Genomic DNA, 24,585 nt, shown 5'->3' with positions numbered 1-24,585 from the left:
ACCAGGTTCGGGATTCCCACGAGCCGGACCGACCGTGGTGCCCTCCCGGACGCGAGTCCGGTCGCACCGCCGGTTCCCGCCGGCATGCCGCATCCCCGGACAGACACACCCCGGACCGAACGACCGCAGGGAAGGACGCCGCATGAGGATCGTCATCACGGGCGGCTTCGGCTTCCTGGGACGCCAGGTCGCCCGCGCGCTGCTCGGCACCCGGACCTTTCGGGGTGCACCGATCGACAGTCTGGTGCTCGTCGACCGGATCGTGCCGACCGGGCAGCCGCCCGTGATCGACCCGATCGTGTCCGAACCGACCTTGTCCGACCCGCCGGTCCTCGACCCGCTGGTGTCCGGCCTGCCGGTCCCCGAACCGCTCGTGTCCGGCCTGCCGGTCCCCGACCCGCTCGTGTCCGGCCTGCCCGTGTCCGACGCGCTCCTGTCCGACCCGCTCGTGGAGATCGTGCACGGCGACCTGACCGGTCGTCTCGACGAGGTGTTCGCACGGCCGGTGGACGTCGTGATCCACCTCGCCGCCGCCGTCTCGGCCGAGTGCGAGGCCGACTTCGACCTCGGGATGGGCGCCAACGTGGACACCACACGGGCCCTGCTCGACGCCGCCCGGGCCCAGTCGGCCGCCGGCGGGCCGACGCCGTGCCTGCTGTTCTCCAGCAGCGTCGCGGTCTACGGTCCGGACCCGGCCCTCCCGCTTCCGCCCGTCGTCAGCGAGGCGACCCTGCCCACGCCGCGATCCAGCTACGGCGTCCAGAAACTCGTCTGTGAGCAGCTGATCGCGGACTACACCCGGCGCGGGTTCGTCGACGGTCGTGTCGCCCGGCTGATGACCGTCGTGGTGCGGCCGGGCAGACCGAACGCGGCCGCTTCGGGCTTCCTGTCCGGCATCATCCGTGAGCCCCTCGCGGGCCGCACCGCCGTCTGTCCCGTCCGCCCGGACCTGACGGTGGCCCTGGCCTCGCCGGGGCGCACCGTCGAGGCGGTCCTGCGCATCGCCCAGGCGGAGCGCGGGGTGGGCAGGGGCCGGCTCGACGGCGCGCTGCCGGTCAACCTCCCGGCCCTCACCGTCTCGGTCGCCGAGATGCTGGCCACGCTGCGGAAGCTGGCGGGCGACGCCGTCGCCGACCTGGTGACGATCAGGCCCGACCCCGCCGTCGAGGCCCTCGTGGGTTCCTGGCCCTCCGCCTTCGACACCACGCGCGCCGCCGCGCTCGGGCTGGCTCCCGACCCGGACTTCGCATCGGTGCTGCGGGCCTACGTCGCCGACCACCCCGGCGCGGTGCTGTCCGGCCCGGCGCGCACGACGGGACAGCCGGACCCGGACCCACAGGCCGATCGCTAGGACGCGCTCGTGCTGCCGCCGGGTCGTCGGAGACCGGGATCGCGGACACTGGACACAGGAGAGGGGAGGCCGACCGTGTTGACCACAGTCCGTGCACAGCTGGGCCAAGCCCTGTTCCGCCGCGTCGCCGGGCCCGACGGGCCCGCCACGCGCGCCCGCATCCATGACACCCCCGGCCCGCGCTGGTTCGGTCCCGAGCGCCCCATCCGCACCGTGCACGGCGACGCCTCGATGTTCATCGGCGGGCTGAGCGCACTGCTGCTGCAGTCCCTGCATCCGCTCGCCATGGCGGCGGTGGCCGGGCACTCCGGGTACCGGGGCGACCCCTGGGGCCGGCTGCAGCGCACCAGCACCTTCCTCGCCGTGACCACCTACGGCAACGCCGCGGACGCCCAGCAGGCGGTCGACCAGGTCCGTGGCATCCACGAGCGGATCCGCGGGACGACCGCCGAGGGGGTGCCGTACCACGCGGCCGATCCGCATCTGCTGGGCTGGGTGCACGCCGCCGAGACGGACAGCTTTCTGCGCGCCCACGCACGTTTCGGGGCCCGCCCGCTGGACGCCGCCGACTACGACGCCTACGTGGCGGACACCGCCCGCGTCGCCGCCGCGCTGGGGGTGAGAGACCCGCCACGCGACCGCCGCGAGCTGGCCGAACGGCTGACGGCCTACCGGCACGAACTGAAGGCCACCTCCGAGGCCCGGGCCGCCGCCCGCTTCCTGCTGTTCCAGCCTCCCCTGCCCCTCGCAGTGCTGCCCTTCTACGGCGGGCTGGCCGCGAACGCCGTCGCGCTCCTGCCGCCCTGGGCCAGCGGCATGCTCCGGCTGCCCCGGGTAGCGGTCGTCGAGAACCTCGCCGTACGCCCCACCGGACAGGTCCTGACCCGGACCATCCGCTGGGCCATGACCCCACCAGGCCGGTCCCGGCCGACGTGAACCGCATGAACCGACGTGAACCGACAAGGACCACGTGAACCGACAAGGACCGAAAGGGACCGACGCGGACACGCGGACACGGGTCAGGAGGACAGGGCCTGTTCGGTGGTGGGATGACAGGGGATGAAGGTGTCGACGCCGACCAGTTGCAGCACCCGCAGCACGGACTCCTGGGCGGCGGCGATACGCAGCCAGCCCCGCTCTCCGCTCACGCGCCGGTGCGCGGCGACGAGGACGTTGATGCCGCTGGAGTCCATGAAGGTCACACCGCCGAGGTCCACCACGATCCGCGGAGGCGGCGCCGCGTCGCCCCCGGTCAGCAGGGCCTCGTCGAAGAGGTCCTTGACATCGTGGTCGATCTCACCCCGCACGGTCACGACGCGAACGCCGTCGACCACGTGGTGTGCGAAGGAGAGCCGGCCTGGCCCGTCCGCGTTCTCGATGGCGGTCACCGTCTCCTCGACTCGCTTAGGCTGGCCCCGGGGCAGGGCATGCACGGATGATTCTGCCCCACCGCCCGGGCCGGACACACCCGGCAGCTGTGTCGACCGGCGCCTCGGTGGCATAAGTGACGGTATGGCGGGTACTGGCGTGCGTGGGTACGGGGAATGAGGGCGAGGCTCGTGGGGTCCAATGCCGATGGTGACGGCTCGACCGAGCCGGACGGTTCGCTGCTGCGCGCCGGTTTCGCCCTGGACGGGGACGACGCCTGCATCGCCGACGCCCGCCATCACGCGGTCGCCTTCCTCGACCACGCCCGTACCGACCGCCACCTGCCCGTGAGCGCTCGCGCGCGGGACCTCACCCAACTGGTCGTCAGCGAGCTGGTCACCAACGCCCGTAAGTACGCTCCCGGACCCGTCCTGGTGGAACTGCGCATCACGGCCGACAGCGTCGAGATCGTCGTGTGGGACAGCGACCCCACCGTCCCCTCGGCCCGCGCCGCCGACCCGGACCGGGTCGGCCAGCACGGCCTGGAGATCGTCAAGGCGGTCGCCGAAAACCTGTTCGTCGAGCAGGCGTCGGTCGGCAAGCGCATCACGGCCCGCCTCGCCCTGGCCGACCCGCCCGGCGCCGGCAGCGCCGCCCGCGGCCCGGCGTGACGGCTCGACGCTCACCCGGTCGACCGGACGGGCCGAGGTGCCGGCGGCGGCGGGGAACGCCGTGTCGACGAGCCCTACGGGACCTTGAACTCGATCTGGGTGATGGCCGGTCCGTCGCCGGTGACCTGGCCCTCCTTGATGGACTCCGTCCAGGATCCGTCCTGCTGGAGCTTCGCCAGAACGGCGGGGGAGAGGCTGACCGTGATCTGGATGCCACCCCCGGCGGACGGGGCACGGTCGATGCGGATGTCATGGCTCATACCGACGAAGCTACCGCCAACACGTAGGCCACCATGAGCCGTTGACGTTTTACCCGGGGTCGTGAGGTTACGGGCCGATCGGTCCGGCCCCGCGCTCCGCTCACCCACAGGCAGGCGAAGCGCTGCCTCCGCCGACGCGGCACCCGCCGTCGTACGCGGCACCCGCCGTCGTACGCGGCACCCCCGCCCGTTCCGGCCGCGTGCCTCAGTCCGTGCTGAGGGGAACCCGCAGCCGTACCCGGTAGCCGCCCTCCCGAGCCGGACCCGACTCCAGGGTTCCGTGGAGGATGTCGGCGCGTTCCCGCAGGCCGACCAGACCGAGCCCGGCGCCCGGAAGGGCCAGGGAGGGGCTGGTGGGCGGGGAGTTGGTGACGGTCACTCCGACATGGTCGCCGTCGTGCCACAGCTCCACGGCGGCGGTGGCGCCGGGGGCGTGCTTGCGGACGTTGGTCAGTGCCTCCTGGACCGTGCGGTAGAGGGCCCGTTGGGCGGGCGTGCCGACGCCGGGCGGGAGTTCCCCCGTCAACCGCGCCTGGATACCGCTCGATCCGACCAGGTCGTGCAGGTCGGCGAGCGTGGGCTGAGGGGTCAGCTCGGTGGCATGGCCGCCGGAGGCGCGCAGCAGGGTGACCATGGTGCGCAGCTCGTCGAGCGTGGTGACGCTCAGTGACCGGATTGTGCGGGCGGCCTCCTTGGTGTCCGTGTCCCTGGTGGAGACCTGGAGGGCTCCGGCCTGTACGGCGATGAGGCTGACCTGGTGGGAGACCACGTCGTGCATCTCGCGGGCGAGCCGGGTGCGCTCGTGGGCGAGCGCGGCCTGGGCGTGCAGGGCCCGCTCCTGCTCCCTGGCCTCCTCGACCTCGGCCAGCCGCCGGCCCAGATCCCCGTGTGCCTGGACGAGTTGACCCACGAGGGCCGGGACCACGGCCATGGCCAGGTTGTACACGAGGGTGATCAGCGTCATCGTCCGGCCGACCTCGGCGAACCCGGCCAACGGCCAGGGCGTGCTGCTCGCGACGGCGACCAGGGCGACGCATCCCGCGAGGAGCCGGCGGTCGCGGGAACGTCCGGCCAGGCTGTAGAGGGCCAGCAGAGGCGCGAGGGCCACCTCCTGGGTGAGGGCGATCGGCAGGGTGAGCAGGAAGACGACGAGGGGGAACCTGCGCCGGAGGACCAGCGCGGCACACCCGAGCGCGGCCAGGGCGAGTCCGGTCCGCGACTTGTCCCACAGGTTCAGCCATACGTCGACGGCGGCCACGGCCGCCAGGGCGACGTCCACGACCGGCGGGGGCACCCGCTCCCACAGCGCGCGTGCCCGGCTCAACGGCCGGCCTGCGGCCGCCGGCCCTCGTCCAGGAGCCCGGCGCGTTGTGCCAGCAGCGCCGCCTGCACCCGGCTCGTCACCCGCAGCTTGGTGAGGATCGCACTGACATGGTCCTTGACCGTGCCGGCACCGAGATGGATGCGGGCCCCGACGTCGGCGTTGGACAGCCCTTCGGCGACCAGGACGAGGACGTCGCGCTCGCGCGAGGTGAGCAGGCGGACCCGGGCCGCGTCCTCGTCGACGGCCGACGCGCTGCCGGGGTGGCTGTGCAGCAGGGTCCGCGAGGCCTTGGGCGACAGCACCACGCCACCCGCGGCCAGGGTGCGTACCAGGTGGGCCAGTTGGTCCGGCTCGGTGTCCTTGAGGAGGAAACCGGCCGCGCCGGAGTGCAGCGCCGTGAGGATGTACTCGTCGGCGTCGAACGTGGTCAGCATCGCCACGACCGGAGCGTCCGGCATCGTCCGCAGCTCACGCAGCACGGTGAGCCCGTCGACGTCCGGCATCCGGATGTCCAGCAGCACCACGTCGGGCCGCTCCCGCCGTACGGTCTCCACGGCCCCGCTCCCGCTCGCGGTCGCGACGACCTCGATGTCGTCCGACGCGCCCAGGATGAGCCCGAACCCCGACCGGACCAGTGCCTCGTCGTCCACCACCACAACCCGGATCACGTGCGCTCGCTCTCGTTCTTCCCGTCCCGTCCTGCCGACACGACCCTAGAGTCCCCCATGGCCCCGGTCGCGCACGGAGCCGCAGGTCCAGCCACCCGGCGGGGTATCACCCTCCGATCGGCAGGGCCGCGGCGAGGGTCCGTCGGACGCCGCGGGGCGGCCCGGGGGACGGCCGACACGATCCACTTCTTCTCTTCGCCCCCTTGACCTCGAGCACGGTCGAGGTCGCAGAGTGATCCTCATGAACACCGAAACCGCGGATGCCGCGGACATGAAGGCCATCGAAGAGGTCGTGGCCACCGTCGAACGCACCCAGCGCGCGAGGGATGTCGAGGGCTTTCTCGCGCTCTTCCACCCCGAGGCCCTGTGGACGACCGCCCACGGAAAGGTCCTGATCGGGTTACCCGCGATCGCCGAGTTCACCCGTGCCGTGCTGCCCGGTGCCGTGTGGGACGGCGAGGTCACGTACGAGGTGGCGCACACGCAGTTCCTGCGCCCGGACGTGGCGGCCGTCAAGGTCCGGCAGGTCTACCACTCGGCGGAGGGCGACACGGAGGGCGCGCCGCTCTACGTCATGACCAGACAGACCGACGGGACCTGGCTGCTGCACGCCTGCCAGAACACCGCGGTCCGGGGGGACTAGCGCCGGCCGGGGCGGTCGTGCCCGGAGCGGATCACGCGTCCTCTCCGGGCTGCTCCCGCTTCCCGCCGGGATCGGACGACCTCGGTGGCCGACCCCGGCGGGGAAGCGGCCCCGCCGCCCCGGGCAGCCGCCCCGCGTCGGACAACGCCCTGCGCAGCAGGAACTCGATCTGCGCGTTCGTGGACCGCAACTCGTCTCCGGCCCACCGGGCCAGCGCGTCATGGACCAGCGGGTCGAGCCGCAACAGCACCTGTTTGCGCTGTGCGGCCGACCGCTTCGGGGCCGGGTCCCCACCCGGCCCACCGTCGGGCGAAGGGGGCGTCACTGGTACAGCGACCCGGTGTTGAGCACGGGCTGTGCGGCCCTGTCCCCGCACAGCACCACCATCAGGTTCGACACCATCGCGGCCTTCCGCTCCGAGTCCAGCTCGACGATGCCCTGTTCGGCGATGCGGGCGAGCGCGGCCTCCACCATGCCGACCGCCCCGTCGACGATCTGCCGCCGGGCCGCCACGACCGCACCGGCCTGCTGCCGCTGCAGCATCGCCGAGGCGATCTCGGGCGCGTACGCGAGGTGGGTGAAGCGGGACTCGATGATCTGCACGCCCGCCGCCTCCACCCGCGCGTGGAGCTCGACGGCGAGCTTCTCGGTGATCTCCTCCGCGTTGCCGCGCAGGGAGAGACCCTCTTCGTCGTGCGCGTCGTAGGGGTACTCGATGGCGATGTGCCGTACGGCCGCCTCGGTCTGGGTGGAGACGAACTCCAGGAAGTCGTCCACCTCGAAGGACGCCTGCGCGGTGTCCTCGACCTTCCACACCACGACCGCGGCCAGCTCGATCGGGTTGCCGTAGGCGTCGTTCACCTTCAGGACGGCCGTCTCGTGGTTGCGTACCCGCGTCGAGATCTTGACACGGGACGTGAACGGGTTGACCCAGCGCAGGCCGTCGGTGCGGATCGTCCCCCGGTAGCGTCCGAACAGCTGGACGACACGGGCTTCGCCCGGGGCCACCATGTTGAGGCCGCACATGGCGAGGAACGCCGCGAGACCCACCAGGATCCCGCCGACGATCAGTGCCGCCTTCACGCCGGACGAGGTGGACACGGCTCCGAGCACCACGAGGCCGACGCCGGCGGCCAGGCCCACCAGTCCGAGCAGCAGGGCGAGCCCGCCGCCGATGGAGTGGGCGGGGAACTCCCGTACGCGCGGCTCGGGCATGTCGGGGAGGTCCATCGCGTCCGGCACGTTCGGTGTGCGGTCGTGTGTGCTCATGGTGTTCTCCCCGATGTGAGTGGCCGGATGCGCGCGGCGAGGCCGGTCCCGGTGGGTTGTCCGCCTCGTCATCTAGCATAGTGATATCACTTTAATGGGCTACGGCCAACCTCCGCGTCACGCTCCACCTCAAGCACCGAGCCGCCGGACCAGGGCCCGCCCGGCGCGAGCTGCCGGGCAGGCCCTGTCCACGGATGGCGTCGACTACTGCTCACCCAGTCCGACGGGGCGCTGGTCCACGGCGATGTCCGAGCGAGCCGCGCCGACGAAGCGGGTGGGGCGGAAGGCCCCGAGGAGATCCTGCTCCTGGTCGGTCGTGATCTCGGCCGCGGCCAGGCGTCCCAGAACCGGTGCCAGGGTGACGCCGCTGTGCGAGACGAGACAGTAGACACGTGAGCGCGCGGAGGCGTAGCCGGCGACGGTGTGGCCGTCCGCGGGCAGCGACCGGATGCCGACGCGCAGCTCGATCCTCGGTGTCCCGGTGGGGTCGGGCAGCACCGAGCGGAACCGCCGGGCGAGGGCGCTCGCGAGGTCCCCGTCGGCCGACGGAGGATCCCGCGGATCGACGGCGGCGTTCAGATCGAGTGCCTGCAGGACGGTGCGCCCGTCGCCGGCCGGGCGGAGGTTGAGGCCGGGGCTGTGGATCACACACCGCAGGTCCAGGCGCGGCTCCCTGACGTATCCGAGCAGGCCGACGGTCTGCGCTCCGCGTCCGGTGTCCGTCACCATGGGAACCTCGATCCCGGCCCGTGCGGCGAGCTGGTGGGTCCAGCGGCCCGCCGCCAGGACGACGCGGTCCCCTGTGCACACCCGGCCTCCGGTCAGGGTCACGGCGACTGCGTCCGGACCGTCGTCGACGGCCTCCACCTCGCCGGTCGCGTACGTGGCCCCGTGCCGCTCGGCGTCGGCCAGCAGGTCCCTGACGAAGAGGTCCGGCAGGACGTAGCCCTCGGTGGGAAAGTGCGCGAGGGACGTGATCGTCGCCGGGATGCGCAGGTCGCCCGCGATCCGGCCGGCCTCGTCGGCGGTGACCCAGTGCGCGGGATAGCCGAGGGACCGCAGCCGCGTCACGTGGTCGGCGAGCCGCCGCTCGTTCGCGGAGTCCGCCCATTGCAGGGCTCCGCTCGGGAAGTAGGAAGGAGCGCCGGGCAGTTGCCCGGCGAGCCGGGCGTGCTCCTCCATGCCCGCGAGGTTCAGCCGGTGGTAGGCGGGATGCGGCTTCCGGCTGGAGTTGGTCCAGGCGAAGGTGGTGGCGGACGTGCCGGTGCCGGCTCCCCGCCGATCGAGCAGGAGAACGTCCGCGCCGGCGACGGCGAGGTGCCTCGCGGCGCTCACTCCCAGGACGCCGGCACCGATGACGATGACCTTCATGGTCTGTGTGTCTCCTCTCGGTTCGGGCGGCAGGACATGCCGCTCATGCCGCTCACACGGCCGGGACCGGAAGCTCCAGGAAGAACTCGGCGGTTCCCGGGCGGACGAGTGTCGTGACCACCTCGACGGTGCTCCCGTCATCGATGCGCAACTCCCTGCGCCGCATCAGCGCCGGCGTACCGATCTCGCTGTGCAGCAGCGCGGCGTCGTGCTCGTCGAGGACGACCGGGTCGAGGTAGAGCCGGACGGCGTCGACGGGCACGCCTTCGCGCAGCAGATACGGGAGGGTGACGAGGGTTTCGAGGTTCTCGCTCAGCAGGTCGGGGGCGGCCGCGAACAGCACCACGTGGCGCTCCACGGACTGTGGCTCCTCGCGGACGTCGAGCTTGCGGCGGACCAGTTCCACCACGGCGGTGTCCGCGGCGGCGCCGGGCAGGCGCAGGACGGCGTCGGCGGCTCTGACGACCCGTGCGGAGACGACGTCGTGTCTGCCCGGTGTGCCCTTGGCGGCCGTCGCGGGGGTCACGAAGTTCAGCAGGTTGATCTGCCGGGTCACATCGGCGACGAACGTGCCGTGGCGTCGACGGCGGATCGCCAGTCCCGCCTCTGCCAGGTCGTTGAGGACGCGCTGGGCCGTGGCGCGGCTGACGCCGTACTGGGTGGTGAGGTCCTTCTCGGTCGGGAGCCGTGCGCCGGGGAGCAGTTCCCCGGCGCGGATCCTGGCTTCGATCTCCCGCCTGATCCGGACGTACAGGGGTGCGGTCATGGAGGGTCCGTGGATTGGTCGGGGCCGTCTTTTGACCGTACAATTCTTCAATCAGCCGGTCAATTAGCCGACGGATCCCGTTCCCTGCCGCTCAGTAGGTGAGTGCGTCCTCGGCCGTGCCGAAGAAGCTGGTGACCTGGCCGTCGTTGACCGTCACGGGGCCGTCCACGATGTTCACGGTCGCCGGGCTCTCGGAGGCGGTGAGGGCGACCTCCACCTTGTCGGCGCTCTTGCCGCCCGCGGTGTCGGCGCGGGAGAACAGGATCCCGGCGTAGGCGGTCTCGCCGGGCTTCATGATCCAGTCCTTGCCCTCGGGGCCCATGTGCTCGGCGGCGCCGTCGAGCCCCGGGATCGTGATCACCAGCTCGTTCGCCGGCAGCAGGCACGGGTCGCCGCTCTTGTTGGTCGCGGCCAGCAGGGCGTGGTTGACGAGCTTGGACGCCACGGTGACCTTGTAGCTCAGGTCGGTCGTCTCGCACATGCCCACGCCGCCGTCCTGGCCGTCGTCGGTCCCGGGCTCCGAGGTCGCGGGGGTGCCTTCCGCGCCGCCGGACGACTCCTCGCCGCCGTCGCCGTCGCCCTGGCCGGCCGTCGAGGGCTTGTCGGCGTCCTTGCCGCCCGCCGTGGCGGACGGGCTCGCCGTCGTGCCCGGGGCGGACGCGTCCTGGTCGGCGTCGCCCTTGCAGGCGGTCAGTGCCAGGATGCCGAGCGAGAGAACGGCGAGTGCGGCGGTGGTGCGGCGTGAACGAACTGCGTAAGCCATGGAAGCCCCCCGGGAATCAGAATGTCCGGTGATAGTGCCGCACGGGAGCGGCTCTGTGACCGGCTGACATGGAGAGGGAACCGTCCTCGAACGGATTTGTGACACTGTGACGGAGCTACCCCGGTAGGGGGCGTGATGTCGCCCTCTTCGATCCGTCCGCGCGCCGTCCGCGCTGCCGCGCGCCCTGTGGCGGTCGGTGGGTGGCTGGTCAGAATGTCACCTCTCGGCTCACGGTTCTCGGCTCACGGCGATCGGAGCCGGGGCGGCACGGGGGCGCGGGTCTTCCGGCCCTGCCGCGTCCGTGGCCCGGCCCCGACCCCTCGGTCATGGCTCCCGGCAGACGGCGTGGCTGTCTCCGGGGACATCGACGGACGGGTGAGGGCGCAGCGTGGTGGAGCCGCTTCGGCATGGCACGGATCCTGGGCGGGTCGGCCCGTACGAGCTGATGGGCCGTCTGGGCGCGGGCGGCATGGGCAGCGTGTACCTCGCCCGCCGAACCGGCGGGGGTCGGCTCGTGGCGCTCAAGACGATCCGGCCCGAACTCTCGGCGGAACCCGGATACCGCGAGCGCTTCGCCCGCGAGATCGCGGTCGCGCGCGCGGTCCGCAGTCCGCACACCGCGCAGCTCGTGGACTTCGACGCCGAGGCGGACGTGCCCTGGCTGGCGACGGAGTTGGTCCACGGTCCGAACCTGGCGGACGTACTGTCCACGCACGGGCGGTTGCCCGACAGCAGTGTGCGCGTCCTGGCGGCCTGTCTGGCGGAGGCGCTGACGGCGATCCACGCCGCCGGCATCGTGCATCGCGATGTGAAACCGTCCAACATCCTCCTCGCCGAGGCCGGGCCACGCCTGGTCGACTTCGGGGTCGCACGGTCCGTGGGGCAGGTCGGGCTGACCGCGACCGGCCAGTTCGTCGGAAGTGTCGTCTATGCCTCCCCGGAGCAGTTGCTCGCCCAACGGGTCGGTCCCGGGAGCGACATGTTCTCTCTGGGAGTCGTGCTCGCGCAGGCCGCGGGCGAGACGGTGCTCTCCGCGCAGGGCACCCCGCTCGCCGCCGACTCCGCCGACGGCCGGCTCCCCTCCCTGGCCTCCCTGCCGCCGGACCTGCGGGCGATCGTACGGACGTGCCTCGCCCGCGACCCGGCAGGCCGGCCGTCACCGACCGAGGTCCCCGGCATGCTGACGGCCCTGCCGCGCCCGGACGGCCGTGACACCCACCGGTGGCTCCCGGACTCCGTCGCCCGTACGGTGCGCCGGAGTTCGGAGGGTCTGCTGGCCGTCACCCACCCGCCGACCGCGCTCGACCCGCGGTCCGCGCGCACTCACCAGCAGCCGACGGCGACCGCGCACGTCACCTTCGGCGGTCCGGCGGCCGCGCACGTCACCACCAGCCCGGTCGACCCGCCGCGAGGTCCCGCGCCCACCTCCGTCCCCGGCAGGAGGCTCGCTCTCACCGTCGCCCTGGTGCTCGCGGCGAGCCTGCTCGTGGTGACGGGCGTGTCGCTGGCCGGACAGGGCGGCGGGTCCGAGGACGGGGGAGGGGACGAGAGGGCGAACTCCGGGCCGACCGCGACGGTCACGGCCCCGGCCGAACCCTTCGGTGACGCGAAGCCGTCCGGCGGGACCACACGGCCCCGGAACGCGGGCACTCCCGAGGGCACACCGGCGTCGCAGGTCCGGGAGCCGTCGGCGGCGCCACCCGGCCCGCCGACGTTCACCGCAGGCGCGCGGGGTGTGTCCCGCTACCGGGACCCGGGGTACGCGGCCACGGTCACCGGGGTGAAGGCGGACGGCCATCAGCTGGCCGTGTCGCTGCGGGCGCGGGGTGAGGCCGATCTGCGCGCGGCGGACACCTCGTGCCTGGTGGTGCGGGGAGGGGACGGGACGTTCACGGTGCGTCCGACCGCGTGGGACGCCGAGACCGCCCGGCCCGGGGCCTTCGACGGGACGCTCACCTTCCCGCTGATCGTGTCCGGCGGATACGCCCTGCGCTACTCCTGCCGGGACGACTACTCGGACGCCGAACTGGGCACCGCGACCGTGCCCCGCATCGGCATCTCCCGCTACAGCGACGAGTTCTTCGCCGTCGTCCTCACCGCCGACCGCACGTCCGGCGGTCTGCAACTGGTCTTCGCGTCGGCCGGCGACGCCACGCTGCGCGACCCTCGGACATCGTGCCTGAACCGGAGCGGCGCGCCGGAGCGTCCGAGAGACGTCCGACTGGACCGCAGCGACACGACCCTGAACCACTTCCACTACGGCGTCATGGACTTCGCCTCCGGCACGCCGGGCAGCAGCTTCACCTATTCGTGCGCCGACGACTACAGCGACGTGGCCCTGCCGTGAGGGGCACACGCCGTGAGGCGGCGTCAGTGACGGGGGCGCCCGCGTCGGACCGGCCGGAGCGGCTTCACCCGCGGCGGTCGAAGGGGGCGGTCGGGCGGCGGGTGTCCGGGCTGTCGGGGGCGTAGGTGTGATCCGGGTGGTCGTGGGTGCGGCGGGACTCCTTCAGCTCCGCCTCGTACAGGTGGTCGCGTCCTGCTGCCAGCTGGTCCACCGCGTCGCGCTCCAGGTCCTTGAACGCCTGGTAGTACGTCCGGTCGTAGGCCTCGACGATCTGGAACGTCCAGTGGCCCGGAATGACATTGCGCCCCAGGATCTCCGTCTCGACGCGGCGGGCCCACTCGTGGTGGCCCGCCTCGCGGAGCAGCGACGTGGCCCGGTCCAGTTCCAGGTCCGCCGTCCCGGTCAGCTGATGGAAGGAGAACAGGTGCCCCCGGGCGCGCTCGGTGGTCTCCAGGGCCTTGGACAAGGAACCGAGCGCCTCGACCGTGGCGTCGCTGAGGCCCTCCGGACGCCGATGCGAAGCGTCGGGCCCGTCAGCTTTCTCGTGCGGGCGTGTCATGGTCGGCCAGCCCCTTTCGCGTGCGGCACATGACCGGCATCGCGGTCAGGACCGCAGGACCCTGACCGGTGCCGGTCCCTGCGGGTGCCCACCGGACGGCCGCCCATGCCGGACCGGCCCCCTGACCTGCCCTTCGTGCCTGCCGAGGGCCGGGCGCCTACGGCCTGCGGCGGTCGAGCCGCGCGAGGCGGCGCAGCAGCGGGCCACGGCCCCCGTCGGGCACGGTCCACAGGGTCTGGCCCCTGACCCCCCACCGTTCGAGCAGCGCGTTGGCGGCGAGGAAGCCGCTCGTGGCCGCGCGCTCCATCAGGGCGACCGGGAGGCCGGTGCGGACCAGGTCCCCGGCCACCACCAGCCCGGGATCGCTGGTACGGACGGTGGGACGGCCGTGGTACTCGCCGACCGGGAACAGCGGGCAGTCGGCCCGCCACTCGTGCCGTTCGTCCAGCACGGTCGCCTCGCGAGTCTCGGGGTAGACGCGGTGCAACTGCTCCAGCAGACGCTTCTGTCCGACATCGTGGGGCGAGCGGTCGGACAGGGCGTAGGCGTGCAGTTCCACGACGGACCCGCCGGTGCGGGCGGCCCACCGCGCGGCCTCGCCCTCCCAGCGGTCGAGGACGCTGACGTTGTCGAGCGTGCCGTAGCCGCCGGTGCCCAGGAAGCCGGGGCGGTCGGTGGCGACGGGCCGGTCCAGCCACAGGCGGGACACCAGGAAGGGCGGCGCGCTCCGCAGGCTCGCCACGCGCTCGCGCCACGCCGCGTCGGCCAGGTGCGGGGAGCGTCCGGCGAGTGAGCGGAGGCCGGTCGTGTCCAGGGCCAGGACGACGGCGTCGTGGCACCGCTCCTCCCCGCCGGCGGCGAGGACGAAGCCGCCGTCGGCCGTGGGTTCGACCGTCTCGACCGGGGTCCCGGTGCGCAGGTCGGCGCCGTGGCCGCGCAGATAGCCGGCGAGGGGATCCCACAGGGCGGTGGGGAAGGGCTCGTCGGGTACGTCGAACAGCAGCCCCTCCGACGAGCCGAGGAAGTAGATGTGGAACATGAGGACCATCTCGGCCGCGGACAGCTCACGGGGGTCGGCGAAGAAGCTGCGGGAGAACACCTCGAAGGCCAGGTGCTGCGCGGCCGCGGGGAAACGGATCGCGTCGAGGAAGTCGCGGGCGCTGACGTCGTCGAGACGGTCGTGGATCCCCGGGACCCGGACGTCCAGCAGGGGCAGCGCGGCGGCCGGGTTCATACGGAGCAGGTCCCGCGGGCCGAAGGAGGGACTGAGGGCGACGAAGCCGAGCGCGCTCCACGGCGGCGTGCGCGGGACGTGCCGGAAACTGTCGTGGAGCCCGTCGGCGTGCCGCAGCGGATAGTCGGGCAGCCCTCGCAGACGGGCGAGACCGGGGTCGGTACGCCGCAGCAGACCACGCAGGTTGTAGTACTGGCGGAAGAACGCGTGGAAGCCACGGCTCATGGTGACGGTCGTGCCGTCCGACAGGACGGTGGGCCACCCGGCCAGGCGCCCACCGAGGGCCGCCTCCCGTTCGTACAGCGTGACCCGGGCGCCGCGTTCGGCGAGGGCCGTCGCGGCCGCCAGTCCGGCGATGCCGCCCCCGACGACGGCGACCGCCGGGGGCCGGGCGCCCGTGAAGCGCGGGGCGCCCGGCACGGCGTCCAGCCTGCGGGCCCGGCGGTCCCTGCCGTGCCTCGTCGGGTCGGGGCGCCCGGCGGCCCTCATCGGCCGTCCTCGGCGGTGGCCGGCCGGCGGGCGACGATCGTGTGCGTGATGCCGGTCTGCCATCCGGGCAGGGGCAGCACCCGCACGGTGTCGAAGCCCTGGGCCCCGACCCGGGCGGCGAAGGCGTCCGCGGTGTCGAAGTCCACCACGCTGCGCCACAGATGGCGGTACAGGTCACCGTCGCCGAGGAGGGCGGCGACGGGCAGGACCATGCCGCGGCACACCCCCGTCCACACCGCCCGGTGGACGGCCCGGCCGCTGAGGGTGTACTCGTGCACCGCCAGGCGCCCCCGTGGTGACAGGACCTCGCGCACCGTCGACAGCACGGCGTCGGGGTCGGCGACGTTCCGGAAGAGATAGGCCGCGAACACCGCGTCGAACGGCCCCTCCACACCGGCGTCCACCAGACGTTCGGCGGGCGCGCGCACGAAGCGCACCCCCTCGCGCCAGTGTTTGCGGGCCGCCCGCTCCAGCATGCCCGCCGAGGCGTCCACGGCGGTGATCTCGGCACCGGGCAGCACGGCGCTGAGCGCGGCGGTGGAGGCGCCGGTGCCGCAGCCGAGGTCCAGGACGCGCAGGCCGGCGCCGGGCCGCGGCAGCCCGAGGCGGCGCGCCGAGCGGCGCAGATGGGCGTGGTAGCCGGGATTGGCGGCCACCAGCGTGTCGTAGCTGCGCGAGGCATGGTCGAACGCGGCGGCCAGATCCTCGTCGCGGAGCAGGGTCATGCGGTGTCTCCTCGGCTGGTGCACGGGGTGGGGCGGTGGGGTACGGGGCGGGGGTGATCTGTCCGTGCCGGTCACGGGCCGCCGGGACCACGGCCCGGGAACGCTCTGCCGGGGTCGGCGGGCGGGGCGGGCCTGCGGGGCAGCCAGGACAGCTCCGCGGCGGAGCGCAGCATGGGCAGCACGGGCGTGCGGATGCCGAGGGCGAGATCCTCGTGGAGGCGGGTCTCACCGTCCAGGAAGCGCAGCAGCCGCTCCGCCGGCACCCGTGCGAACAGTCGTGCGAAGAAGGCGGCACCGTCGACCCGGCCGCTGTCCAGGGCCCTGAGCAGTACGGCGTCCATCGCGCGGGAGCGCGCCGGGTGGGCGGGGGGAGGCAGCGGGTGCCGGCCGGCGCGCAGCGCGGCGGCGACCGCCCGCGTCTGCCGTTGGATCGCGGAGAAGGTGTAGCCCGTGGACGGCCGGGTGGCGCCGCCGGCCGCGCCGATGCGGAACACCGAAGGCCCCGACCGGCGGTCGAAGCGGGCGTCGGTCATGGGGATCACCCCGGTCTCCGTGGAGACGACCGCGAAGTCACCGAGTCGCAGCACCTCCTCGGTGTAGCGGCGCAGCGCGGTGTCGTAGGCGCCGGGGGACAGGACGGCACGGGAGAACTCGGTGTACTCCACGAGTGCCCGGCGGCTGTCGATGGGCAGGACGTAGCCGAAGGCGAGTCCGCCGGGCGGCTGGGGGACCCGGAAGTCCATGAACTCCACCGTGCCGCGATCGAACACCGGCCGCTCGGCGCGGACGTACCAGCCGTGGAAGTGCTGCAGCAGGGTGGTGCGGGCGGCGGGCAGGCTTCCCAGCGGCCGGGAGTCGAAGACCCAGCGGGCGCGTACCGTCACGGGAACGCCCCGGCCGGTGCGGGCCCGGATCTCGGCTCCCCCTGCGACCCCGTCCACCGTCTCGACGGCCGCCTCGACACGGCGGACTTCGTCGCTGCGGGCCAGATCGCGCGCGACGAGATCCTCGAAGTCGTCGGAGCGGATCATCTTGTACGTCAGGGGCGCGATGTCCTTGTCCAGGAGCCGCCCTTCGGGCGTGCGCATCCGCAGCCGCCGCCAGGCAGCGCTGAGGGCGACGTCGTACGGGCCCGCCCCCTCCTCCCAGAAGCACCAGGTACGGACCGGGGGGCGCAACGGTCCCGGCGGGGCGTCCACCAGCAGGACCGACAGACGGGGGCCGCGGGGGGCGCCGCGGGACAGCCGGTGAGCGAGGGACAGCCCGGCCGCTCCCGCGCCCACGATGGCCACGTCAGCCTCCAGCACCTGTGGCTCCCTCCCTGTCCGGCCGCACCGGCACGACTCCCGCGGCCGTCGGCCTCTCACCAGCTTTCCGCCCCGGGGACCGCGGCGGATGCAGGCTCGACCGGATTGTCGGCCGGGTGGCGGGCGGGTGGGGGACCGGGAGTACCTGGCGCATGGTCTCCGTCTGCCCCGGGGAAGCGACACGCACCGGTGTTCCGGCACCGCGGGAGAGCCTTGCCAGGCCCGTGGTTTCTATAGCGCACCGATCGTGCAGCGAATTACGCCGGGTGATCGTCGACGCCACCCTCCCGGAGGCTGCGGCTCAGGCGCTGCAGGCCGCGCCGGGCGTGGCTCTTGACGGTGCCCAGCGGCCAGCCGGTGACCTCGGCGATCTGGGCCTGGGTCAGGTCGCCGTAGAAGGCGAGGGTGAGCACCCGGCGCTGCGGGGCCGGGATCCTGGCGAACTCGCGGCCGATCAGCACCCGGTCGAGCACGGCGTCGGGCAGCGTGTCGCGGTTCACGGGCGCCTCGGCCATGCGCGTTCCGGCCGCCGCGACGAGTTCGGCCTGCCGCGTCCGTGCCGTCAGGGCGTCGGCGATCTTGCGCCGGGTGATGCCGACGAGCCAGGCGCCCAGGGCGCCGCGCTCGGGGGCATATCCGGCGCGTCCGCGCCAGGCCGCGAGGAACACCGACTGCCGGACGTCCTCCGCCTCCCGGGCGTCGCCGAGGGAGCGCCGGGCCAGGGTGTACACGAGCGCGCCCCACCGGTGGTAGGCGGCGGTCAGGCACCCCTCGTCGCCGGCGGCGAACCCGGCGGCCAGTTCCTCCTGCTCCAGGGAGTCCTCCGCCGGGGCCCAGTGCGCGACGCTGTCGTGGGTCTTCTCGGCGGCCTGCTGTGCACTCATGGTGTCTGCTCCTTGTGCGGTGCGGGCTGTGTCCGTCGCGCCCCGCGAGGGTGACGGGCGGGCTTCCGGGGCACCCGTCCCGTCCGTGTCGGGCGCGCGTCGCTCGGCTCCTGCAACTCCTCCACCCTGCGAGGACGAGGGAAGAGGTCACAACTTGCATCGCCTGTGCAGCGCTTTGCCCGGGAGCAGTGCGACCTCGTCGCACGGATGGCCCCCGGGCCGCGCACGGGCCGCACCTTTTCACTCCTCCGGCGCATCCGTGGGCGCCCCTGCCGCGGAAGGCGTTGAGGCAGGACCGCTGTGTCGGCGACGGAAGGAACCGTGATGGGCCCCAGCGACGCGAAGGACCACCCTGTGGCAGCGTCACCGCCCGCGACCCGCGCGGTGCCGCCGGGGGAGCCCGCGGGCGACGACCCGTGTTCCGGGGTGCGCGGCCCCTCATCCGGCACCCGGCGGGAGGAGCACCCGCACCCACCGCCCGGCGCGGACGAACCGCACACCGTCGACGACGACGTCCCGGGGGCTGTGCGCCGCGTACTGGAGAACCTGCTGGCGGAGCGCACCGAACACGCCGCCGCCCTCGACCCGGTGTTCGCCGCGGACCTGGCGGACCGCGTCGCGCGGTTCGCCCTGGACGGCGGCAAGCTCATGCGTCCACGCTTCGTGTGGTGGGCCCTGCGCGCGTGCGGGGGAGGGGCCGCCGAGACCGGGGCCGCCCTGCGCGTCGGCGCCGCACTCGAACTGATCCAGACCTGTGCGCTGGTCCACGACGACGTCATGGACGCCTCCCGGCTGCGCCGCGGACGGCTCGCCCTGCACGCCGACGTCGCCGCCCAGTACGCCGGCGGCATGGCCCCGGCGGACGGGGCGCGCTTCGGCGAGGCCGCCGCGATCCTCGCCGGCGATCTGGCCCTGGCCTGGGCCGACGACATCGTCGCGGCCACCGTCACCGCGCCGGACACCGACCGCGCGGTTCGCGAACTGTGGAGCACCATGCGCACCGAGATGGTGGCCGGGCAGTACCTGGACATCCAGGGCCAGGCCACCTCCTCCAGGTCGCTGGCCCGCGCCATCCGCGCCGCCTGTCTCAAGAGCGCCCTGTACTCCGTGGAGCGTCCGCTGGCCCTCGGAGCGGCACTGGCGGGCGCGGACGCCGCGCGGACCCGGGCCCTGTGTTCGGCGGGCCGGTGCGTCGGCATCGCCTTCCAGCTCCGGGACGACCTCGGCGATGTCTTCGGCGGCCCGCGGCACAGCGGCAAACCCACCGGGGGCGACATCCGCGCGGGCAAGCCCACGTATCTGGTCGCTGTCGCCCAGGCCCGGGCCGAGGCGGCCGGGGACCGGCGTGCCCTGACCGTGCTGCGGGATTCGCTCGGCGACGCCGCACTGCCGGAGAGCCGGTTCGCCGAGGTCGTCGACGTCCTCGTCCGCACCGGCGCACGCGACCTCGTCGAGGCGAAGATCGACCGACTGGTCGCTCAGGGGCTGCGCCATCTGGACTCCGCCCCGCTGGAGACGGAGGGCCGACTGCGCCTGCGGGAGCTGCTGCACACCACGGCCGGCGGCCCGCCGCCGGCGCCGCCCTTCGGCGCGCGCGGTCCCCTGGACGGCCTGGCGGTCCCGCTGCTGCCGGGTGCCGTCGAGGAGGTGGCGCGTTGAACCGCACCGTTCCCGGGCGCACGGATCACATCGTGGTCGTCGGTGCCGGACTCTCCGGCCTGGCGGCCGCACTGCACCTGCTCGGCGCCGGCCGCCGGGTCACCCTCGTCGAACGCGACGCCCTGCCCGGCGGGCGCGCCGGACGCCTGGTGCGCGGCGGCTACCGCATCGACACCGGCCCCACCGTGCTCACCATGCCGGACCTGGCGGACGAGGCCTTCGCCGCGGTCGGCGAGAACCTGCGCGACCGGGTCGATCTGATCCCCCTGCACCCCGCCTACCGGGCCCTGTTCGCCGACGGCAGCGGCATCGACGTGCACACCGACGCCGACGCCATGGAGGCGGAGGTCGAACGCTTCGCGGGCGCCGAGGAGGCCGCCGGCTACCGGCGGCTGCGCGGCTGGCTGGAGAAGCTGTACCGGGCACAGCTGCGACGGTTCATCGACACCAACTTCGACTCGCCCCTGCAGCTGCTCACCCCCGACCTCGCCCGGCTCGCCGCGCTGGGCGGCTTCGGACGGCTGGACGCGGGCATCGGCCGCCATCTGCGCGACGAACGCCTGCGCCGCGTCTTCTCCTTCCAAGCCCTGTACGCCGGTGTCCCGCCGGCGCGGGCGCTCGCCGCCTACGCCGTGATCGCCTACATGGACACGGTGGCCGGGGTGTACTTCCCCCGCGGCGGTATGCACGCGCTGCCGCAGGCCATGGCGGACGCCGCCGCCGACGCGGGCGCCGACCTGCGCTTCGGGCAGGAGGTCGTCCGGCTGGAACGCTCCGGCGACCGTGTCACCGCCGTGGTCACCGCACACGAACGCATCCCGTGCGACGCCGTGGTCCTCACCGCCGACCTGCCGGCCGTCTACGGCCTGCTCGGACGCACCCCGCGCCGCCCGCTGCGGATCCGGCACGCGCCCTCGGCGGTCGTCCTGCACGCCGGCACCGACCGCACCTGGCCCGGACTCGCCCACCACACCCTGTCCTTCGGGGCCGAGTGGCGGCGCACCTTCGACGAACTCACGCGCACCGGCAGCCTGATGAGCGACCCGTCGCTGCTGATCACCCGTCCCACCGCCACGGACCCGGCCCTCGCCCCACCCGGCCACCACCTCCACTACATCCTCGCCCCCTGCCCGAACACCGACATCGGACCGGGCGCCGCAGCCTGGGGCGACCTGGCCCCCCGCTACCGCGACAGCGTCCTGCGCGAGCTGGAACGGCGCGGCTTCGACGGCATCGCCGACGCGGTCGAGGAACAGGCCCTGGTCACACCGGCCGACTGGCACGCCCAGGGCCACGCGGCGGGCACCCCCTTCTCGGCCGCCCACACCTTCGCCCAGACCGGCCCGTTCCGCCCCCGCAACCTCGTACGCGGCACCACGAACGCCGTACTCGCCGGCTGCGGCACCACACCGGGCGTCGGCGTGCCGACCGTCCTGCTGTCCGGCAAGCTCGCCGCCGCCCGGATCACCGGACGGCACGCGGCCCCCGTACCCAGGCGCGTGCGCATCGCGCCGACCGCACCGGAAGGACCCACCTCATGACCGCCCGCGAACTCGACGCGGCGGGCATCACCGAGCCGGCCCTGCGCGACGCCTACACGCGCTGCCGCCGCCTCAACGCCCGGCACGGCAGGACCTACTTCCTCGCCACCCGGCTGCTGCCCGTGGAACGCCGCCCCGCCGTGCACGCGCTCTACGGCTTCGCCCGCTGGGCCGACGACATCGTCGACTCCCTGGACACGGACCTGTCGCGACACCGCCGCGCGGCCGACCTCAGCCTCCTGCACGAGCGCCTGGAGCAGGGCCTGCGCGACGGCGACAGCACCGAGCCGGTCGTCCTCGCCCTCGCGGACACCGCCCGCCGGTACGCCATCGACCACCAGCACTTCAGCGACTTCATGGCGTCCATGCGCAGCGACCTGGAGGTCACCGACTACCCGACCTACGACGCCCTGCGCGCCTACACGCACGGCTCCGCCGCCGTCATCGGGCTGCAGATGCTGCCGATCCTGGGGACGGTGGTCCCGCGCGAGGAGGCCGCCCCGCGCGCGGCCGCCCTGGGGCTCGCCTTCCAGCTGACCAACTTCCTGCGCGACGTGGGCGAGGACCTCGACCGCGGCCGTGTCTACCTGCCCGCCGACCTGCTGGCGGCGCACGGCGTGGACCGCGAACTGCTGTCCTGGAGCCGCCGCACCGGCGGGCGCGACCCGCGGATCACCCGGGCCCTGCGGGCCTTCGAGGACCTCACCCGCGGCGTCTACCGCGAGGCCGCCCCCGGCCTCGCCATGCTCGACCCCGTCTCCCGGCCCTGCATCCGTACCGCGTTCGTGCTCTACGGCGGCATCCTGGACGCCGTCGCCGACGACGGGTACACGGTGCTGCACCGGCGTGCCGTGGTTCCCCGGCGACGCCGTGCGGCGGTCGCCGCCGACGGGCTCGTCCGCCTGACGGCGGCCCGGCTGCGAGGGCGGGTAGGGGCGCGGCGCACACCGCCGGCGGTGGCCGTGCCGCCCACCGCCGGACCTGCGCGGGCCGGCGTGAGCGCCGCACCGGACCCGGTGCACGAGGAGGTCGCGTGAGCCCCCGACGTCCCGTCCGCCGCGGACGGTACCCCCTGTCCCTCAGGCGCGGACCCGTGGCCTGGGAGCGGCAGCGGCCCACCTGGCGCGAGGCCCGCCCGGCCGTGATCGCCCGCGCCCTCAAGCGCGCGCAGGCACGCCCGTCGGGCAACTGGTACGTCGTCGGTGCCACCCGGGACCTCCGCGACGACCGGCCCCTGGCCCGCACGGTCGCCGGCCGGGAAGTGGTCGTGTGGCGCGACGCCGACGGCCGACCGGTGGCCGGTCCCGGGGTCTGCCCCCACCTGGGCGCGCCGCTGAAGGACAGCCCCGTGCGCTGCGGCACGCTCGTCTGCCACTGGCACGGACTCGCCCTGCCCGGGTCCCCCTTCGCCGGCTGGGAGCCTCTTCCCGCCCACGACGACGGCGTGCTGGTGTGGGTGCGCCTCGACGACGTGGGCGGCGAGGCACCGCTCGACGCCCCGGTGGTGCCGGTGCGGCCGGCCCCCGCCGCGTCGCTGTCGGCGGTCTATGTCGGCATCGGCACCTGTGAGCCGGAGGATGTGGTCGCCAACCGGCTGGACCCCTGGCACGGCGCCTGGTTCCACCCGTACTCCTTCGTCGACCTGACCGTCGCCGACGTACCCGCCGGCGAGGAGGACGCCTTCGTCGTCGACGTGTCCTTCAAGCTCGCCGGGCGGCTCGTCGTACCGGTACGGGCGGTGTTCACCGCGCCCGAGCCGCGCACGGTCGTCATGCACATCACCGACGGCGAGGGACAGGGGTCGGTCGTGGAGAGCCACGCGACGCCGCTGGCCCCCGACGACCGGGGCCGGCCGCGGACGGCGGTGGTGGAGGCCGTGGTGGCGGCGTCGGACCGGCCCGGGTTCGCCGTGGCGCGCCGGGCGGCCCCGCTGCTGCGGCCGCTGATGCGGGCCGCCGCGGGCCGGCTGTGGCGTGACGACCTCGCCTACGCGGAGCGGCGCTGGCACCTGCGCTCCACCGGACGCTTCCCCGGCTGAGCGCCGGGATCAGGGGTGTCCTCGCGTGCATCCGTCCGGGCACGTCCATCGGAAGCATCGGAGCATCGGAAGCATCGGAAGCATCGGAAGCATCGGAAGAGGAACCGCGTGGCCCCCCGGGTGCGCGGCAGGCGGAAGGAGGCGGAGTCTCGTGCCGGAACACCACTCGCCGGGACCCGCCGACCCTCCCTCGGAGGGCCCCTCCCCGTCCGGCGCACCGGCCCCGCTGCGGTCGCCCTCTGGGCCCAGTCACGGCGCACCGCCGGCCTGGCGCTGGCCCAGCACACCGCCGCGACCCGGTGGGGGGTCCGCGGCGCACGGCGGCAGACCCCCGTCCTGCTGTGCGGCCCCGGCTGGGGCCGCCTTCCCCCGAGGAACTGCTGCGGCCCTCCGGGCTGCGCGAGGCGGTGACCACGCTCGTCGCGCTCTCCACCTCGGCCAGACCGTGACGGCCCTGCGGTGCCGCCTGTTCAGGTGGCGGCGCGGAGCAGGAAGTGCAAGTCGGTGCCATCGGCCGGCGCGGGCCCGCCCTGCGGATCGGTGACCGAGGCCACGGCCAGCCCGGCGGTCGTGGCCAGCTTCTCGAACCCGTCGCGGGTGTACCAGTGCAGGACCCACGGTCGCTCCACCACACTGCTGTCCGAGCCGTGGTGGCGTTCGTAGCGCAGCACCGTCGTACGGGTCCGCGCCGTCTCGTCCCGTTCCTCGGCGACGACGGAGACCCGGAGTTCGGCGCCGTCGGGTGCGGTGGCCGTGCGCACCCGGCCGATCTGGTCGGCGGGCGTCGGTTCGGGGACGAACAGGGGCACCAGGACGCTGCCGTCGTCCGTCAGATGGGCGCGGATGCCCCGCAGGGCGGCCAGCGCCGTGGTGTCGTCCGGGAGGAGGGTGAAGGTCGGGCCGGCGAGGAAGATCGCCCGGTAGCGGCGGGGCAGCCTCAGGGCCTCCATGCGCTGGTGGAACACGGTGGTGCGGACGCCCTGTTCGTCCGCCCGCAGCCGCAGTCGTTCGAGCATGTCCGCGGAGGAGTCGACGCCGTCGACCTCCAGCCCGCGCCGGCACAGCTCCAGCAGCGGGTCGCCGTCCCCGCATCCCAGCTCCAGTGCGGGAACCCCGGCTCGCCGGACGAAGTCCGCGTAGGGCTCGGGGTCCTGCGAGAAGGCTTTCAGGGGCCCGTACAGCTCCGCGACGATGCCGGTGTAGAAGTCAGCTGGGTCCATGGCCGTCACCCTAGGCCCGCCCGTCTCATGTGATCATCCGAATATCGGCCCCGGGCCCCCCGATTCCTTCGTTCCCGCCTCCGCCGACACCGCACGGAATCGACCATTTAGGATGTCGGCCGCGCGTC

The 24,585-nt window shown here is 73.8% G+C and carries 24 protein-coding genes; 9 read left to right on the top strand and 15 right to left on the bottom strand.

Annotated elements, in window-relative coordinates; genetic code table 11:
- The first annotated feature begins 142 nt into the window (after positions 1–142).
- Both ACZ6BB_RS22230 and ACZ6BB_RS22225 read left to right on the top strand, forming a co-directional pair.
- Positions 143–1,351: an NAD-dependent epimerase/dehydratase family protein gene (locus ACZ6BB_RS22230; RefSeq protein WP_471616877.1), complete on the top strand. Its 1,209-nt coding sequence runs from the start codon at positions 143–145 to the stop codon at positions 1,349–1,351.
- 75 nt (positions 1,352–1,426) lie between these two features.
- Positions 1,427–2,287, top strand: coding sequence for an oxygenase MpaB family protein (locus ACZ6BB_RS22225; RefSeq protein ID WP_471616876.1), 861 nt, complete (start codon positions 1,427–1,429; stop codon positions 2,285–2,287).
- A gap of 83 nt (positions 2,288–2,370) precedes the next feature.
- Here ACZ6BB_RS22225 and ACZ6BB_RS22220 read toward each other — a convergent pair whose 3' ends face one another.
- A complete protein-coding gene (locus ACZ6BB_RS22220; protein WP_471616875.1) occupies positions 2,371–2,739 on the bottom strand; it encodes an STAS domain-containing protein in 369 nt (122 codons plus the stop codon).
- Between the two features lie 171 nt (positions 2,740–2,910).
- On the opposite strand from ACZ6BB_RS22220, the gene ACZ6BB_RS22215 reads away from it, so the two are divergent.
- Positions 2,911–3,390 carry an ATP-binding protein gene (locus ACZ6BB_RS22215; RefSeq protein ID WP_471616874.1) on the top strand — a complete coding sequence of 160 codons (480 nt, stop codon included), beginning with the start codon at positions 2,911–2,913 and terminating at the stop codon, positions 3,388–3,390.
- Between the two features lie 74 nt (positions 3,391–3,464).
- On the opposite strand, the gene ACZ6BB_RS22210 is transcribed toward ACZ6BB_RS22215, so the two are convergent.
- The 3 genes from ACZ6BB_RS22210 to ACZ6BB_RS22200 all read right to left on the bottom strand — a co-directional run bounded on the left by ACZ6BB_RS22210 (position 3,465) and on the right by ACZ6BB_RS22200 (position 5,630).
- Positions 3,465–3,650 carry a hypothetical protein gene (locus ACZ6BB_RS22210; protein WP_471616873.1) on the bottom strand — a complete coding sequence of 62 codons (186 nt, stop codon included), beginning with the start codon at positions 3,648–3,650 and terminating at the stop codon, positions 3,465–3,467.
- Between the two features lie 205 nt (positions 3,651–3,855).
- Complete coding sequence (locus ACZ6BB_RS22205) at positions 3,856–4,974, bottom strand: sensor histidine kinase (RefSeq protein ID WP_471616872.1); 1,119 nt, start codon at positions 4,972–4,974, stop codon at positions 3,856–3,858.
- On the bottom strand, positions 4,971–5,630 hold the full coding sequence (locus ACZ6BB_RS22200) for a response regulator (protein WP_471617014.1): 660 nt from the start codon (positions 5,628–5,630) through the stop codon (positions 4,971–4,973). Before ACZ6BB_RS22200 ends, ACZ6BB_RS22205 begins: the two co-directional genes overlap by 4 nt.
- A gap of 253 nt (positions 5,631–5,883) precedes the next feature.
- On the opposite strand from ACZ6BB_RS22200, the gene ACZ6BB_RS22195 reads away from it, so the two are divergent.
- A complete protein-coding gene (locus ACZ6BB_RS22195) occupies positions 5,884–6,285 on the top strand; it encodes an SgcJ/EcaC family oxidoreductase (protein WP_471616871.1) in 402 nt (133 codons plus the stop codon).
- A gap of 31 nt (positions 6,286–6,316) precedes the next feature.
- Here the strand turns inward: ACZ6BB_RS22195 and ACZ6BB_RS22190 are convergent, their stop codons facing one another.
- The 5 genes from ACZ6BB_RS22190 to ACZ6BB_RS22170 all read right to left on the bottom strand — a co-directional run bounded on the left by ACZ6BB_RS22190 (position 6,317) and on the right by ACZ6BB_RS22170 (position 10,454).
- Positions 6,317–6,610, bottom strand: a complete 294-nt coding sequence (locus ACZ6BB_RS22190) for a type II toxin-antitoxin system antitoxin (RefSeq protein ID WP_471616870.1) — start codon at positions 6,608–6,610, stop codon at positions 6,317–6,319.
- The gene (locus ACZ6BB_RS22185; protein ID WP_471616869.1) at positions 6,607–7,554 is read right to left on the bottom strand and encodes an SPFH domain-containing protein; all 948 of its coding nucleotides are present in this window, start codon (positions 7,552–7,554) and stop codon (positions 6,607–6,609) included. Before ACZ6BB_RS22185 ends, ACZ6BB_RS22190 begins: the two co-directional genes overlap by 4 nt.
- Positions 7,555–7,758: 204 nt before the next feature.
- On the bottom strand, positions 7,759–8,925 hold the full coding sequence (locus tag ACZ6BB_RS22180) for an NAD(P)/FAD-dependent oxidoreductase (protein WP_471616868.1): 1,167 nt from the start codon (positions 8,923–8,925) through the stop codon (positions 7,759–7,761).
- Between the two features lie 52 nt (positions 8,926–8,977).
- Positions 8,978–9,691, bottom strand: a complete 714-nt coding sequence (locus tag ACZ6BB_RS22175; protein ID WP_471616867.1) for a GntR family transcriptional regulator — start codon at positions 9,689–9,691, stop codon at positions 8,978–8,980.
- Between the two features lie 91 nt (positions 9,692–9,782).
- Positions 9,783–10,454, bottom strand: coding sequence for a DUF4232 domain-containing protein (locus ACZ6BB_RS22170; RefSeq protein ID WP_471616866.1), 672 nt, complete (start codon positions 10,452–10,454; stop codon positions 9,783–9,785).
- Between the two features lie 388 nt (positions 10,455–10,842).
- On the opposite strand from ACZ6BB_RS22170, the gene ACZ6BB_RS22165 reads away from it, so the two are divergent.
- Positions 10,843–12,801, top strand: coding sequence for a serine/threonine-protein kinase (locus ACZ6BB_RS22165; protein ID WP_471616865.1), 1,959 nt, complete (start codon positions 10,843–10,845; stop codon positions 12,799–12,801).
- 64 nt (positions 12,802–12,865) lie between these two features.
- On the opposite strand, the gene ACZ6BB_RS22160 is transcribed toward ACZ6BB_RS22165, so the two are convergent.
- The 5 genes from ACZ6BB_RS22160 to ACZ6BB_RS22140 form a co-directional block, all read right to left on the bottom strand.
- On the bottom strand, positions 12,866–13,360 hold the full coding sequence (locus ACZ6BB_RS22160; RefSeq protein ID WP_471616864.1) for a hypothetical protein: 495 nt from the start codon (positions 13,358–13,360) through the stop codon (positions 12,866–12,868).
- Positions 13,361–13,517: 157 nt separating this feature from the next.
- Positions 13,518–15,083: an FAD-dependent oxidoreductase gene (locus ACZ6BB_RS22155; RefSeq protein WP_471616863.1), complete on the bottom strand. Its 1,566-nt coding sequence runs from the start codon at positions 15,081–15,083 to the stop codon at positions 13,518–13,520.
- Complete coding sequence (locus ACZ6BB_RS22150) at positions 15,080–15,808, bottom strand: methyltransferase domain-containing protein (RefSeq protein WP_471616862.1); 729 nt, start codon at positions 15,806–15,808, stop codon at positions 15,080–15,082. The genes ACZ6BB_RS22155 and ACZ6BB_RS22150 overlap by 4 nt, the downstream gene beginning before the upstream one ends.
- Positions 15,809–15,879: 71 nt before the next feature.
- Positions 15,880–17,115: a lycopene cyclase family protein gene (locus tag ACZ6BB_RS22145; RefSeq protein WP_471616861.1), complete on the bottom strand. Its 1,236-nt coding sequence runs from the start codon at positions 17,113–17,115 to the stop codon at positions 15,880–15,882.
- 257 nt (positions 17,116–17,372) lie between these two features.
- Entirely contained in the window at positions 17,373–17,999 is a 627-nt protein-coding gene (locus ACZ6BB_RS22140; RefSeq protein WP_471616860.1) for a sigma-70 family RNA polymerase sigma factor, read from the bottom strand.
- A gap of 324 nt (positions 18,000–18,323) precedes the next feature.
- On the opposite strand from ACZ6BB_RS22140, the gene ACZ6BB_RS22135 reads away from it, so the two are divergent.
- The 4 genes from ACZ6BB_RS22135 to ACZ6BB_RS22120 are packed head-to-tail and all read left to right on the top strand — an operon-like array spanning position 18,324 to position 23,237.
- The gene (locus ACZ6BB_RS22135) at positions 18,324–19,658 is read left to right on the top strand and encodes a polyprenyl synthetase family protein (protein WP_471616859.1); all 1,335 of its coding nucleotides are present in this window, start codon (positions 18,324–18,326) and stop codon (positions 19,656–19,658) included.
- The gene (gene crtI / locus ACZ6BB_RS22130; protein WP_471616858.1) at positions 19,655–21,199 is read left to right on the top strand and encodes a phytoene desaturase family protein; all 1,545 of its coding nucleotides are present in this window, start codon (positions 19,655–19,657) and stop codon (positions 21,197–21,199) included. The genes ACZ6BB_RS22135 and crtI overlap by 4 nt, the downstream gene beginning before the upstream one ends.
- Positions 21,196–22,236 (top strand): phytoene/squalene synthase family protein, encoded by a 1,041-nt coding sequence (locus ACZ6BB_RS22125; protein WP_471616857.1) that lies wholly within the window; start codon positions 21,196–21,198, stop codon positions 22,234–22,236. The genes crtI and ACZ6BB_RS22125 overlap by 4 nt, the downstream gene beginning before the upstream one ends.
- Entirely contained in the window at positions 22,233–23,237 is a 1,005-nt protein-coding gene (locus ACZ6BB_RS22120; RefSeq protein WP_471616856.1) for a DUF5914 domain-containing protein, read from the top strand. The genes ACZ6BB_RS22125 and ACZ6BB_RS22120 overlap by 4 nt, the downstream gene beginning before the upstream one ends.
- Positions 23,238–23,707: 470 nt before the next feature.
- Here the strand turns inward: ACZ6BB_RS22120 and ACZ6BB_RS22115 are convergent, their stop codons facing one another.
- Positions 23,708–24,457: a class I SAM-dependent methyltransferase gene (locus ACZ6BB_RS22115; protein WP_471616855.1), complete on the bottom strand. Its 750-nt coding sequence runs from the start codon at positions 24,455–24,457 to the stop codon at positions 23,708–23,710.
- Positions 24,458–24,585 lie beyond the last annotated feature (128 nt).

This window comes from Streptomyces sp. NPDC041108, from assembly GCF_055592645.1.
The sequence above is the reverse complement of the archived record's forward strand: the minus strand, read 5'-3'. Positions and strand labels throughout refer to the sequence as shown.

Excerpts from the sequence above, each read along its gene's own strand:
- ACZ6BB_RS22170 (WP_471616866.1), bottom strand. The coding sequence starts at position 10,454 with ATGGCTTACGCAGTTCGTTCACGCCGCACCACCGCCGCACTCGCCGTT.
- ACZ6BB_RS22115 (WP_471616855.1), bottom strand. The coding sequence starts at position 24,457 with ATGGACCCAGCTGACTTCTACACCGGCATCGTCGCGGAGCTGTACGGG.
- ACZ6BB_RS22180 (WP_471616868.1), bottom strand. The coding sequence starts at position 8,925 with ATGAAGGTCATCGTCATCGGTGCCGGCGTCCTGGGAGTGAGCGCCGCG.
- ACZ6BB_RS22175 (WP_471616867.1), bottom strand. The coding sequence starts at position 9,691 with ATGACCGCACCCCTGTACGTCCGGATCAGGCGGGAGATCGAAGCCAGG.
- ACZ6BB_RS22230 (WP_471616877.1), top strand. The coding sequence starts at position 143 with ATGAGGATCGTCATCACGGGCGGCTTCGGCTTCCTGGGACGCCAGGTC.
- ACZ6BB_RS22185 (WP_471616869.1), bottom strand. The coding sequence starts at position 7,554 with ATGAGCACACACGACCGCACACCGAACGTGCCGGACGCGATGGACCTC.
- ACZ6BB_RS22160 (WP_471616864.1), bottom strand. The coding sequence starts at position 13,360 with ATGACACGCCCGCACGAGAAAGCTGACGGGCCCGACGCTTCGCATCGG.
- ACZ6BB_RS22210 (WP_471616873.1), bottom strand. The coding sequence starts at position 3,650 with ATGAGCCATGACATCCGCATCGACCGTGCCCCGTCCGCCGGGGGTGGC.
- ACZ6BB_RS22125 (WP_471616857.1), top strand. The coding sequence starts at position 21,196 with ATGACCGCCCGCGAACTCGACGCGGCGGGCATCACCGAGCCGGCCCTG.
- ACZ6BB_RS22135 (WP_471616859.1), top strand. The coding sequence starts at position 18,324 with ATGGGCCCCAGCGACGCGAAGGACCACCCTGTGGCAGCGTCACCGCCC.
- ACZ6BB_RS22195 (WP_471616871.1), top strand. The coding sequence starts at position 5,884 with ATGAACACCGAAACCGCGGATGCCGCGGACATGAAGGCCATCGAAGAG.
- ACZ6BB_RS22155 (WP_471616863.1), bottom strand. The coding sequence starts at position 15,083 with ATGAGGGCCGCCGGGCGCCCCGACCCGACGAGGCACGGCAGGGACCGC.
- ACZ6BB_RS22150 (WP_471616862.1), bottom strand. The coding sequence starts at position 15,808 with ATGACCCTGCTCCGCGACGAGGATCTGGCCGCCGCGTTCGACCATGCC.
- ACZ6BB_RS22140 (WP_471616860.1), bottom strand. The coding sequence starts at position 17,999 with ATGAGTGCACAGCAGGCCGCCGAGAAGACCCACGACAGCGTCGCGCAC.